The sequence below is a fragment of the Bacillus sp. CPT56D-587-MTF genome (assembly GCF_058792335.1).
In genome coordinates, this window is the sequence record NZ_JBYTEF010000001.1 from 4,995,619 (window position 1) to 5,008,921 (window position 13,303).

Annotated in this window: 12 protein-coding genes, 1 pseudogene and 2 riboswitches; of the genes and pseudogenes, 6 read left to right on the forward strand and 7 right to left on the reverse strand. The window is 36.3% G+C overall.

Translation table 11 applies throughout. The features are described from left to right. Positions 1–13 precede the first annotated feature (13 nt). Positions 14–119, reverse strand: a riboswitch (SAM riboswitch). A gap of 167 nt (positions 120–286) precedes the next feature. After that, positions 287–502, forward strand: coding sequence for a DUF3951 domain-containing protein (locus AC3WVZ_RS25915; protein ID WP_065382033.1), 216 nt, complete (start codon positions 287–289; stop codon positions 500–502). A gap of 16 nt (positions 503–518) precedes the next feature. Here the strand turns inward: AC3WVZ_RS25915 and AC3WVZ_RS25920 are convergent, their stop codons facing one another. Both AC3WVZ_RS25920 and tnpC read right to left on the reverse strand, forming a co-directional pair. Then, positions 519–1,022 carry a hypothetical protein gene (locus AC3WVZ_RS25920; RefSeq protein WP_212105793.1) on the reverse strand — a complete coding sequence of 168 codons (504 nt, stop codon included), beginning with the start codon at positions 1,020–1,022 and terminating at the stop codon, positions 519–521. Between the two features lie 389 nt (positions 1,023–1,411). After that, entirely contained in the window at positions 1,412–2,815 is a 1,404-nt protein-coding gene (gene tnpC / locus AC3WVZ_RS25925; RefSeq protein WP_233935200.1) for an IS66 family transposase, read from the reverse strand. Between the two features lie 111 nt (positions 2,816–2,926). Here tnpC and AC3WVZ_RS25930 point away from each other — a divergent pair, with 111 nt between their 5' ends. Beyond that, positions 2,927–3,373, forward strand: coding sequence for a hypothetical protein (locus AC3WVZ_RS25930; protein WP_000282860.1), 447 nt, complete (start codon positions 2,927–2,929; stop codon positions 3,371–3,373). Between the two features lie 33 nt (positions 3,374–3,406). On the opposite strand, the gene AC3WVZ_RS25935 is transcribed toward AC3WVZ_RS25930, so the two are convergent. From AC3WVZ_RS25935 to AC3WVZ_RS25955, 5 genes and pseudogenes are all read right to left on the reverse strand, one after another. Further along, positions 3,407–4,666 carry a multidrug effflux MFS transporter gene (locus tag AC3WVZ_RS25935; protein ID WP_224200803.1) on the reverse strand — a complete coding sequence of 420 codons (1,260 nt, stop codon included), beginning with the start codon at positions 4,664–4,666 and terminating at the stop codon, positions 3,407–3,409. A gap of 117 nt (positions 4,667–4,783) precedes the next feature. Continuing rightward, positions 4,784–6,502, reverse strand: a complete 1,719-nt coding sequence (locus AC3WVZ_RS25940) for a DUF3981 domain-containing protein (protein ID WP_000674047.1) — start codon at positions 6,500–6,502, stop codon at positions 4,784–4,786. A 78-nt stretch (positions 6,503–6,580) separates the two neighbouring features. Next, complete coding sequence (locus tag AC3WVZ_RS25945; RefSeq protein WP_233935635.1) at positions 6,581–7,114, reverse strand: MFS transporter; 534 nt, start codon at positions 7,112–7,114, stop codon at positions 6,581–6,583. Beyond that, positions 7,111–8,547: pseudogene (locus AC3WVZ_RS25950) on the reverse strand (FAD-binding protein). The gene AC3WVZ_RS25945 and the pseudogene AC3WVZ_RS25950 overlap by 4 nt, the downstream one beginning before the upstream one ends. 111 nt (positions 8,548–8,658) lie before the next feature. Beyond that, on the reverse strand, positions 8,659–9,423 hold the full coding sequence (locus tag AC3WVZ_RS25955) for a DUF6612 family protein (protein WP_000720094.1): 765 nt from the start codon (positions 9,421–9,423) through the stop codon (positions 8,659–8,661). A 157-nt stretch (positions 9,424–9,580) separates the two neighbouring features. Here AC3WVZ_RS25955 and AC3WVZ_RS25960 point away from each other — a divergent pair, with 157 nt between their 5' ends. The 4 genes from AC3WVZ_RS25960 to AC3WVZ_RS25975 all read left to right on the forward strand — a co-directional run bounded on the left by AC3WVZ_RS25960 (position 9,581) and on the right by AC3WVZ_RS25975 (position 13,277). Then, positions 9,581–10,489, forward strand: a complete 909-nt coding sequence (locus AC3WVZ_RS25960) for an NAD(P)-dependent alcohol dehydrogenase (RefSeq protein WP_233935636.1) — start codon at positions 9,581–9,583, stop codon at positions 10,487–10,489. Positions 10,490–10,569: 80 nt separating this feature from the next. Next, a riboswitch (SAM riboswitch) is annotated at positions 10,570–10,684 on the forward strand. Between the two features lie 84 nt (positions 10,685–10,768). Continuing rightward, a complete protein-coding gene (locus AC3WVZ_RS25965; protein WP_000756994.1) occupies positions 10,769–11,581 on the forward strand; it encodes a MetQ/NlpA family ABC transporter substrate-binding protein in 813 nt (270 codons plus the stop codon). Between the two features lie 12 nt (positions 11,582–11,593). Further along, on the forward strand, positions 11,594–12,634 hold the full coding sequence (locus tag AC3WVZ_RS25970; protein WP_233935637.1) for a methionine ABC transporter ATP-binding protein: 1,041 nt from the start codon (positions 11,594–11,596) through the stop codon (positions 12,632–12,634). Next, entirely contained in the window at positions 12,609–13,277 is a 669-nt protein-coding gene (locus AC3WVZ_RS25975; protein WP_078386437.1) for a methionine ABC transporter permease, read from the forward strand. The genes AC3WVZ_RS25970 and AC3WVZ_RS25975 overlap by 26 nt, the downstream gene beginning before the upstream one ends. Positions 13,278–13,303 lie beyond the last annotated feature (26 nt).

Consider the following 13,303-nt stretch of genomic DNA (forward strand, 5'->3'; position numbering starts at 1 on the left):
AACAAAGGCCCATCACTTATCTTTCAAGACTTGCTTGCTGGAATTAGCACGGTGTTCCTATTACAGAACCCGCTGCTGAGGTGTCATAGGGCCAGTCCCTCTACCTCTCTGGATAAGTAAATTGCTATATTATTATTTGGTTCAAATTGTATATTTCGAATTATAATTCTGAAAAAATGAAAAGTCAATCAAATTGGATATATTTAGAAAAATCAGTTTTTAATACTTTTATTTATCTATATCGTATTTCGCTTATAATAAAAAAAGATATGAAAGGAGTTATAAGATGGACCCCTTACTTCTAGCTACTATAGGATTACCCTTAACAATCGTTATACTTGTCATCATCGGCTTCTACAAACTCTTCATCAAAAAGAAAAGTATCACTTCTTTTTATACCCCTTTCGATAATATTACCGGGCAAACTATTTCCGAATTTCACGAAGAACAGAAGATATTAGTATCCGAGGATGAAGATGGAGATAGCAAGAAGAAAAAATAACCTTGCATAGGCAAGGTTATTTTTTCGTTTCTGCTTGAAAACGTTTATAGTATGTCGATGCTGTTGCAAAATTAATTTCTATATCACGAATCAACGATGAATCTTCTTCTTTAGCTAACTTCTGTAATTTTTTCATTGCTTGTTCCGATTCATTCAAGAAACCGACATATACCTCATGTTCTTGCTCTTTCGACTTCGGAACACGAATTTCTTTTCGTATATGATCAATATCTTCTAACATGCTCGTTGTTACCTTTTTCACATCTTCTTTATATGTAGCAGTCGTTATTTCCTTACCGCCCTTTTCTTTTGCCACTTCAAATAACTGCAGTGCTTTATTAATTTCTTTATTGATTTTTATATCGTATTTTTCATGTACTGCACGGTATTCTTTCATTTCTTCTGTTTGTTCAGTAGATTGCTCTACCTTTTCTTTCGGTTCTTTCGTATCCTTATTTCCATTACATCCTGCTAGAAGGATCATACTTCCCATTACAGCAATACCCAAAACCTTCTTCATCTCTTCTTCTCCTTTTATCTACAGCTACTACTCATTATAGTTTCTTTTATCTCCACTTGTTATTATACCGAGAACGCCCTACTTTTTACACTTAAGACGACATCGTAACATGTATACCAACATGTTTGTCACAGTATCGTCACTTTATACAAATAACTTTTGCACTGCTTTACTACTCACCTTACAAAACTGTAAGCACACATAAAGAACAAACCATGCTAGACTTACATATGCATAACGCAAACATATGTAAGGTTTTAAGGAGAATCATCGTAACTACTCAGCTTCTTCAAATAAAAAAACAGGCCAAATACATGTTTCCGATTCGAAAACATGAAAAGAAAATACTCCAATCAGAGAAAGAATCTATGCCAAATAGAGAAATTCTCTTATGAAGTCGTGTTATTCCAAGGAACCGTTCTAGTTTCTATGACTTGGTTTATCGCTTGTAAGACCGATTGTTTTTGTTTTTTCATGGTACTCATAAAGCTTCGTATCTGACAAAAAGATTCTGCGCCTTTCTTACTTCGGAAAGTCCCAGACACTTTCTGTTTTACTTTCGTCATCCGAATATCCCGTTCTGCTTGATTGTTATCAAATGGAATGGCTGGATGTTCTAAAAACCCTAGAATTCTGTCAGAATACTTGACGAAGCGATTCCATAAATTTTGAGAAGGCGTCTGCTTTCCTTTCTTCTTTTGTTTCGTGGAAAGAATCTGTTGTTCTTTCAATATGGATTGATACATAATAAACAGATTCTTTTGCGTCGCTTTTGGCATGGTACCTTCGGATTGCTTTTTCATCGTCAACGCTTGCGTTAGAAATTTCTGCATCTGTTGTGCCCATTGTTCTCCAGTACTATCTATAATTCCTTGTAAATCTCGTAAGAGATGGGCATTACATAAAACGTGACGACAATCTGTATACGCATCATACGATTTCCAACCATCATGCATCGCAATTCCAGAAAAAGATGGCAAGATTTCTCCAGCATCCATTGCTTCTTTTCCACGTTTTTGATGAATATGTTGCAATGTCACCTCCGGTGTACTGGCAGTATGTAACCATTGTGTTTTGTTTTCTACACGCATACCAGTTTCATCAAAATGGACAACAGGAGACTGCAGAATCTTTTCCTTTACTTCTTTTATGAATGGCTGCAATTGAGAAGCGAAAGCCTGTGTATGATTTACCAGGGTTCCTTCGCTTATAGAATGTCCAAAACAATCCTGAAAGAATTCTTTTGTTCGCTTCAAAGAAATGCATTGATAATGCGTTAAATAGGGAATCAGTCTTTTTATATTTGGACCATATTGAACAGGACGAGATACTGTCGAAGGAAATTGGGCTTCTTGGATAGAATGGCAATGTGGGCATTCTTTCTGTTCTACTTTATGTTCTGTCACTTCGATCTGAATAGGTGGTAAGTCATACACTTGGCGAATGCGATACCCTTTTACAGGCTCGTGGTTCAAGGAAGTATGACAACAAGTACAATATGTAGGAGAATGTGTAATCGTATGATCTGGAGTCGCTGTCAAACCAAGAGTATGTCCCTTGTGGCCCAACTGGCCACCCGTTTGACGATGAGACGGTTTGCGCAAACTTTTTGTAACGGGCTTACCCAAACCATCTGTAGAAGGTGGCTTATGACTATTTTTGGAGTTTTTTTTTGAAGCATTTTCTAGTTCTTGTATACGTTTTTCTAACTTAGAAAATGTTTCTTCAAATAAAGAAATAACAGCTTCAGGTCCTTTTTTATATGTATCTAAAATAATTTTTCGATCGACCATAAGATTCACCTCCCCTGTTTGATATACTCAGTATTTACAAATGGGAGGCATATGAAACTAGTAAAATTTAAAAAAGACACCGAAAGGTGGCTGAGTAGTTACGAATCATCTATGTACAACACAATACCTTTTATGGGAGAAGATATTCGTGTCCTTATTCGCGAAAAATCACTTCATATCGAAAATACAGAGAGCCTTCGCCGCGTATTAAAGAAGAAGCATGCTCCATTTAAGTTAGCTCAATATTTAAAACAACAACATACAAATCAATTTCATACCGTGCTCAATATATCGGATAAATCATTAACAATCGAAATCATCGGTCATGTCTACATTGGAAACTTTGCAGATACCTTAAAGGAAATCCCACGTATACCGAAGATTGCTCCTATTATCGTTAAAAAAGCGTATAAAATTACTGACCATACCGATATTATCGACTGTGGGGAAAAAGAAGTCGATAGTAATCGCTGGGTGTGGGATAAACTTGCTGTTTTATATGATACGATCATGAATAATATGTATGAGGTATTTCAAAGAAATGAAAAAAAGAACTGATTCAAAGGGAATGTTTGAATCAGTTCTTTTTTGTTAAGCCTCTAAATTTTGTTTTTGCTGCAGTTCAAACTGCTTCTCACTTCTTCTGGCCATAAATAGATAACATAACACTGCTCCTACTTCACAAAGCGCAATAACAACACCCATCGGTAATGCTGTATTACTTCCACCAATACCTACTAGCGGAGCGACAAGCGCTCCTGAAATGAACTGTAATAAGCCTAATAAAGCTGACGCTGTTCCTGCAGCTTGCTTCTGATTTCTCATCGCTAATGAGAACCCAGTTGTTGATACAACCCCGACACTTGATACAACAAGGAATAACGAACATAAAACACCGATTAAACCTATTCCTAGTACGATTGTCAGTAGTAAAGATAGGCCACCAACAGCTGCGATAATAATACCAGCAACAAATAATGTCTTCTCATTCACTTTCCCCGCTAAACGACCCGTTACCTGACTAGCAATAATAATACCGATGCCGTTAATCGCAAAGAATAAACTAAATTGCTGTGGTGATGCTCCGTATATGTTCTGCAACACAAATGGTGAGCCCGAAATGTATGCAAACATTGCCGCTGTTACTAATCCTTGTGACAATGCATATCCCATAAACAGACGGTCCTTTAACAATTTTCCGTACGTCGCCAAAGTCCCTGACAAACCACCCGTTTCTCTTTCTTCAGGAGGTAATGTTTCACGCAATACAAAAGTAGCTGAGATTAACATGAATACGCTAATTGCTCCAAGAACGATGAAAACACCGCGCCACGTTGTAAACTGTAATAATTGCCCCCCAATAATCGGTGCCAAAATAGGCGCTGCTCCGTTTACTAACATAAGCAGTGAGAAAAACTTCGTCATTTCAGAACCTGAATACATATCACGTACCATCGCACGTGATATAACAATCCCGGCTGATCCTGAAGCTCCTTGTAGGAAGCGCAATAACACTAATGTCCAAATAGATGGCGCAACAGCACAAAGTAAAGAAGAAGCAACATAAATAATAAGAGCAATAATAAGAGGTTTGCGTCTTCCGTAAATATCACTAATTGAGCCAACAAATAATTGTCCTACTGACAGCCCAAGCAAACAAGCTGTTAATGTAAGCTGCGCGAGGGATGCACCTGTTTGCAAATCATCCGTTAACTTCGGTAATGAAGGCAAATACATATCAATAGATAATGGTCCAATCGCCGTAAGTGTTCCTAATACAAGAATCATCCATAACCTGTTTGCCTTTACAGGTTTATATATTTCGTGATTAACTTCATTCACTTTTTCAATTCACCCTTTCCTATACAAACCGAATCGTAACAATTATAGTTACATCATAAACATACGTCAAGTACAGCGCATTTTCCTCTTTCATAATGTAAAAAAAGCGATAGAAATTCTATCGCTTTACTTTTTCACATTGCTATTCGTAAATTTAGATACTGAGGACATCATCTCTCCCGTATCTAAATATGTAATTTGAATTGGGTCTCCTACTTCTGTAAACATAGCATATGGGAATTTCTTCACCGGTATCATAAATACCTTTTGTTCATTCTCTAAAAGTACGTACACGATTGTATTTTCACCTGATTTTTCTTTATATACACGTTGTACAATACCTTCTTTTTGCGCTTCTTTTCCTGTTGAGGTTGGTCTAAATGTATCACCATTACCGCTCATTACGTTTTTATAATTCTCAAGCGCTTCTTTCTGCGAAGAACCTGTCGCAAATATTTTTGCATTAGCAGCATATACAACTGTATGTGCACGTACTAGGCCTCCGTCATCAACAACCGGAATAATCCAAGCTGGTTTACCGTATACGTTATAAATGACAGGCATTGTCCCATGCCATTTCTCTCTCTTAAAGGAATTATCTACTACTTCTGTAGCTGCTGAACCATCCATAATCCCCTTTACTTCTTTTCCATTATAGTAATATAGCTTGCCTGTGCGTGCATCTACTAATGAATATCCTAGGGCTGAATCTACTCCTTCTTTTGGAGAAGTAAAGTCTGTAAAATAATACAGTGTTCCATCTTTACCAAAGATCGGGGTCACGCCTTCTTTCGTTCCCCACTCAGTCGGAATTTTCATATCTGTTTGTGAGAATTTCGTATTCCAAAATCCGTGAATATATTTACCAAAGTACGTATTTAACGTAGATGCAGTCTCATGATTTAATACACCATCAACAAATTTAGGTGCCTTTCCTTTATCATATCTTTTCACTTCACCTGTTTGTGCATCTACTACGACAACACCTTCTACCTCAAATCCAGATCTTCCTGAAATAAATTCACCATACGTCATTGTATAATATGGTTTTCCTTTATCATCAACCTCAAATTTAGGTTTTCCTTTAAAGATTAAATTTGGTTCTGCTTGCCTTACCACACGCTCTAAATTATTACCAAAAAACATGCTTGGCACATATTTCATTTTATAACCGAGGTGCAGTTTCGCTTCCGCATCAGGATTCGTACCTGACATCGTTACATACCCTGGAATTGTCTCAGCTTTACGCGCTTTAAAAAATCCTGAAACTTCAATCGGCGCTACATATAAAGCTTCGCCGTTTACCATTTGTGGCGTTAATTCTCCTAGCTCAAAATAAGCTACTTTCGGAATATCACCAAATACTTTTTTCATCTTATTCTCCGCTGTCTTTGGCGGCACTGTAAACGGCTGGTCATTTTCAGTAAATGGCTCTGAAATATCTTTCTCTACCTTAACAACAGAATCATATTTCTTTTGCGAGATTACTATATCATGCAAATAACCAAAGTAGCCGTAACTTGCGAGTAAAATAAACATTAGAAGTCCTTTTAATGTGCCTTCTAATTTCCCTATTTGATCTTGTGAAAATAAAACAAGCCCAATTAAAATTGCTACTGCAACAGAATAATGAGTAAGAATCGAGTCTACCCGATCATCAATTAGCCAAAAGTATTCATAGATTGCAATACCTATCCAAAATAAAACAGGAATAACTAAAATAGATGATTTCTTACCCTTTACAACCTTCTTATCTCCCTTCTTATCCACTGCTCGAAGCTTACTACTACTTCTTGTCCATGGAATCAAAAACAAAGTAAGAATAGCTAAAACTACAAATTTCATCAAAGGCACTGTCCCCTTTTCTTTTGTATTCCCTTTTAGTATAACAAATAAAGGGTATTAAGGTGAAAATAGGAATAGTTATATTTTTTTACTACTTAATACAATCCCGCTCACTACATATAGAATAGATGCAATATAAAAAATTGTACCAATCGTAAAGAAATCTACTAAATATCCCGTGGCAATAACCGCTACTGCTCCGCCAATGGATGTCCACACATGGTATTTTCCAATCTCATAACCAGCCTTTTCCTGCGCAACCTTTCGTGCTAATGAAGTCTTCTCAGTATTACGCTGCACAGCACCTAAAACTCCCATTACAATTTGAAGAATATACACATGCCATACTTCCGTGGCAATCGGAAAGCAAAGCATTAAGATTGCCATGGACCAAGCGTATAGGATTAATAATTTTTTATCACCTACTTGATCAGATATCTTTCCCACTAGTGGATATACAAGTGCTGATGTTAAAGCAAATAAGCCATACGCCCAGCCAAATTGCGAGAAGCTATTTCCAACGTTTCGAAGCAATAATATATAAAAAGGAAATACCATACTTCCTGCCATCATGATGATACTTTGCGAAGCCACAAATCTTCTATATGTCATTTCGTATACTCCCTATAAAATAAATTCACAAATCTCTCTTCTGAATCTACTTCCTTCTTTTTCTTGAGAAATTCTTCAATACGAGGATATGCCCTCTTTAACTGCTCTTTCGTTGGATAAGAATAGTACGGCAAATAGTAACTACCGTTATGCTTTAAAGTAACATCAATCATCTTCCGAATGACATCCTCTGTTTTCTTTATCTCACTCTCTGAGCGTCCCTGGTTAATCAAAAGAACCAGCGCAAACATATCATCTTTCGCATAGGACAAAACTGCATTTTCATTCTTTTCCACGTAACGAATCGTAATGTTGAGTAAATTAAACTCTTCTTCATTTAATACGTTACGTAAATCATCTATATACTCCGTGAAAGCATCTATAGGCACAAAGTATTCTTGTAACACTTCGGTCCTATTTGGATTTTCATATTCCATAAAAGCACTATCTGATCTCATAACATTATTACGCGTCTCATACTTTCCATCTGTACGTTCAAAATAACCTCTTTGTATATCCCAAAATGTATTCTTTCCCCAATCACTATAACGTGATAACCCAAGTAAAAATTTCGGTACCGCTATAATATTTTCTTCCTTTAATTCACTGTACTCTTCTCTCATATTTTGATTTTGTGCCAAAGTATAATCTGTCACATACATCTCTTTTAAAAATGTATTTGGAGCAACAGAAATACGCGCTAAGTGCATACGAACATTTTCATCTCTTTTCACTTTCTCTTTGAAATAAGATACGTATTCTTTATAATCTATCATTCTCGTGTGCATTTCATATAATTCATCATCTGTTAACTTCAGCGTCACATCTAAAATAACTCCAAATAAACCGTAACCCCCAATGACATATGGAAATAACTCTGCATTTTCTTCTCTATTTACATTACGTACCGTACCATCTGCCATTAACAATCTAAATGAATCTACTGTATCAATTAGTGCCTCATGACGAATATCACGCCCGTGTACATTTACACTTAATGAACCACCAACAGTAAAAATATTTTGAGACTGCATGACCTGTACCGCAAGGCCATATGGATTTATTTTCTTCTAAATATCATTCCACGTGACACCACTTTGAACTGTAATCTGCTTCTTCTCTGGATCAAATTCTAATATTTTATTATATCCTTTCATATCGAGCATCGTGCCATTTGGATAATATGTCTGTCCTCCTTGGCTATGTTGCATGCCTGCAATGGAAATTTTCTCTCCTGAAACTTTTGCATCTCGCACTAATTTTATTAACGAGCGCTCTTCCGTAGCACTTTCAACACGTTTTATTTTTGTCGGAAGCAATTTACCTACATCACTCATAATAGGATGATCAATTTGTTTTTTATACGTATGTACAGACGTTGCAAGCAAAACCGTATATGCAACAATGACCGCCGCTATCTTTCCTTTTTTCAAATGACACTCTCCTCTTCTACATCTTTTCCTCTTTATATTGTACCTATTTTCCTATGAAGAAAGAATACAAAAAAGAGGGACCTTATTTTAGGTCCCTCCTTATCAAAACTGTTACTTTGCTGCTGGCAATTGTATTGGGTCAAACTTTTCATACGACGTATATTTTGCGTTCGTAATAATGTGTGCTTTATCCTTGCCATTGCTACTCATAATCATGTCTATCTTTGCTGATTCATATTTAAAATCTTTTGTAATGATATATTCTGCATCCACTTCTTCTATCTTCGCATTTTGTGCTTGTAACATTTTCTTCTGCGTTTCATCCATGCTAGTTAACATACTTTCTGTTTCTTGCCCTTTTAATGTAAATTTCAGTTTATATTTATCTCCGCTTTTCTCCAGCTTCATTTTATCTAAAACTACTTCCGGTACTTCTAATTTATCTATAATATCTTGAGTCGCTTTCATTCCACCAGCGTTTAATTGCTCCTCTGGTACGGTTACAACTTCTCCTGTATTAGGGTTTTTTACCTCACCAGCAACTTTACCATCCACAGTATACACTACAACATCTGTACCGGAAATATTCATTTCAGAACGAGAATTCTTTGTCTTTGGCTCTAATTGCATCTTAGCCTTTAATATATCCATCTCTGTTCCCTCAGCTTTTACCCCTACACCATATGTCATCGTTACATGTTCTTCATTTTTAAAAGCTTCATTCGTTTTCTTGAAAACATCTTTCGCCGTTAATTCCTTTTCTTTTTGAACGGATTCTTTTTTCGGCTCATCCGTCTTTGCTGTTTTCTCATTACTACACCCTACCCCTAGACTGATTGCAAGTACTAAACTTGAAACAAAAATAATTTTTTTCATACTGTTGCCCCCTTTCCCAAAATAATATCACCTCTTTTCCTATGAAATCTATATAATTCGTAATATTCTTCTTTAAATTTATTTCCTATATAGCAACATGTTTGAGAAAAAGTTTAAATATGATGTAAATAATAACAACTCATTTCAGGAGGTCATTATGAAAGCTATTATTTGCACAAAGTATGGACCACCTAATGTTCTCCAACTTCAAAATATAGAAAAGCCTAAACCTAAAAAAAATGAAGTATTAGTTAAAATTCACGCAACAAGTGTATCGACTGGAGATTGTAGAATACGTGGCTTTAATAGCCCCCTCTTATTTTGGATTCCTATGCGGATCATATTAGGTTTCAGAAAACCGAGAAAACCTATACTTGGCGTAGAGTTATCCGGTGAAATCGAAGACATTGGAACAGATGTAACACAATTTAAAAAAGGAGATCAAGTTTTTGCATTAACAGAACTAAACCTTGGTGGTTATGCCGAATACACATGCGTGCATGAAAGTGGATTAATAGCATTAAAACCTACCAATGTAACGTATGAAGAAGCGGCAGTTATTCCTTTTGGTGGAACTTCAGCGTTGCATTTTCTGAGAAAAGGCCGAATAAAAAAGGGGCAACAAGTTCTCATATATGGTGCCTCTGGATCAGTAGGAACAGCTGCCATACAACTCGCTAAATATTTTGGTGCGATCGTTACAGCTGTTTGTAGTAATTCAAATTTTGAACTAGTGCAATCTTTAGGAGCGGATAAAGTGATTGATTATACGAAAGAAGATTTTACTAAGCGGCGCGAGCGTTACGATATTATATTTGATGCAGTTGGGAAGCATAAAAAATCCCTTTGTAAACAAGTATTAGCGCCTAATGGAAAATATGTATCTGTGAATGGAATGATGGCAAAAGTAAGTAAAGAGGATATGATTCTACTAAAAAGACTAACTGAAACAGAACATTTAAAACCTGTTATTGATAGAACTTACCGATTAGAAGAAATTGCTGAAGCTCATATGTATGTGGAAAAAGGGCATAAAAAAGGAAACGTTTCGATTACCTTAAAATAAAATATATTCAGAAAACAATATTGACAATTCTTTTTGTAAGATTTACTATTAGTACCATACTAAAAAACTACATACACATACTCTTATCAAGAGTGGCGGAGGGACTGGCCCGATGATGCCCGGCAACCGAGCTTATGACGTATAAGCTAAGGTGCTAATTCCTGCAAAACGAGTTTTCGTTTTGGAAGATAAGAGAGGAACCTATTTCGTCTATTCGGCACCTCTCTTATTTTGAGAGGTGCTTTTTATTTTGGAACGTATATGAAGGGGGAATCATAGATGAAGAAAGTATTATTAAGCATTGTAAGCGGAGCAGTATTATTATTAGGCGCATGTAGTGTGAGTTCAGATAAAGAGGTAAAAGAATTAGACGAGAAAAAGATTACTGTCGGTGTAACAGGTGGACCACATGAACAAATTTTTGAAAAGGTAAAAGAAGTTGCAGCAAAAGATGGCCTCGAAATTGATATAAAAGTATTTAATGATTATGTAGCGCCAAACGTATCATTAGATGAAAAAAGCCTTGATGTAAATAGCTACCAAACGAAATCGTATTTAGATGTATTTAAAGCTGAACGCAATATGAAATTAGCTGAAGTATTTTCAACAGTAACATTCCCTATGGGTGTATATTCTAAAGATATAAAAGATGTAAAAGACTTAAAAGAGGGCGATGCAATTGCTGTACCAAATGACCCAACGAATGAACTTCGAGCTTTAAAATTATTTGAAAAAGCAGGGGTTTTAAAAGTGGATCCAAAGGCTACAGAAAAAGCGACTGCAAAAGATGTAATTGAAAATCCAAAAAAATTAAAGATTGTCGAATTAGAGGCATCTCAATTACCAACGCAACTAAGTGAAGTGAAAGCAGCTGCAATTAACACAAACTTTGCATTAGGTGCAAAATTAAGTCCAGCGAAAGATTCTATTTTCCGCGAAGGAAAAGATTCACCCTATGTGAACTGGGTTGTTGTTCGTACTGAAAATAAAGATGATGCCGTTGTAAATAAATTAAAGAAAGCTTATCAATCTAAAGAAGTAAAAGAGTTTATCGAGAAAAAATTTGATGGTTCTGTTTTACCGTCTTGGTAGGAGCTGACTATAATGATCGAATTAAAAAATATTTCCAAAGTATTTTCAACAAAAAAGGGGAATGTCGAAGCTCTTAAGTCAACTTCTATTAAAGTGGCAAAGGGCGAAGTATTTGGAATCATCGGATATAGCGGTGCTGGTAAAAGTACATTAATCCGCTGTGTAAATTTATTAGAAAAACCAACAACAGGAAATATCATTGTAAACAATCAAGACTTAACAACTTTATCGGCAAAAGAACTAGCAAAAGCAAGACAAAAAATCGGGATGATTTTTCAAGGATTCAATTTACTTAAAACTGTTACCGTTTATGAAAATATCGCATTACCGTTACGCCTTGCTGGCATTCCAAAAGCGGAAATTGAAAAAAGAGTAGAAAAGTATTTACGCATTGTCGATCTTTTTAATCGAAAAGATGCATATCCAAGTGAGCTTTCTGGTGGCCAGAAACAACGTGTTGCGATTGCTCGTGCACTATCACATGAACCTGAAGTGTTATTAAGTGATGAAGCAACGAGTGCATTAGATCCAGAAACAACCGATTCCATCCTTGATTTGCTATTAAAGATTAACGAAGAAATCGGAATTACGATTTTACTCATTACACATGAAATGAATGTTATCCAGCGTATATGTGACCGCGTTGCTGTTATGGAACATGGATCTGTAGTCGAAAACGGGACTGTAAAAGATATTTTCACAAACCCACAACATGTAACGACGAAGAAATTTGTAAATAGCGCATTTGCAGCGAAAATTCCAGAAGAGGTACAGAAAGAACTACAAAGTACTGGAGAAATTATAACACTTTCATTTATTGGCACTACTTCAGGGGAACCTGCCTTAGCCGTTGCCACAAAACGGTTCCAAGTATATCCGAATATTTTATCCGGTAATATTACGCAGTTAAAACATGAGGCATATGGGAAACTAGTCGTTCATATGCAAGGGGAACAAAATGAAATCCACCGTGCTTTATCATTTTTACAAGAGCAAGGAATCATCGTAGAAGGAGGTAGAACAGATTATGGGAAACAAGTCCTTTTTGGATGAATGGGGTAAAGTCATATGGGAAGCCACAATCCAAACCTTTCAAATGACATCTATTTCATTACTCATCTCGATCCTTATTGCACTGCCAATTGGTGTTACACTTGTTTTAACGAGACCTGGTGGACAGCATGAAAATAAAATCATCTATCCTATTCTTAATACGGTTATTAATGTTATTCGCTCTCTTCCATTTATCATTCTATTATTCTTTATTTTGCCTTTTACAAAGTTTCTAATGGGAACATCCATTGGCGTACAAGGTGTTATCGTACCGCTTGTCGTCTTCACAGCCCCTTATATCGCACGTTTAATGGAGACAGCTTTACTAGAAGTCGATCGCGGTGTCATTGAAGCCTACCAAGCGATGGGAGTCTCTACTATAAAAATCATTTGGCACGTTATGGTGAAAGAAGCTCGTCCCTCCCTTGTACTTGGATTAACAATCGCAACAATTGGCTTAATTGGCGCAACAGCAATGGCTGGCCTTGTGGGTGCTGGCGGGCTAGGGGATTTAGCATACCGCTTCGGACATTTACGCTACGAGCCTGAAGTAATGTATGCAACTGTCTTTATTTTAATTATCCTCGTTCAAGGATTACAGTCTTTAGGGAATGGTGTTGCACGAAGATTGAAGAAAGATTAAAAAAAGAAGGTATCTCACCAAGGTGA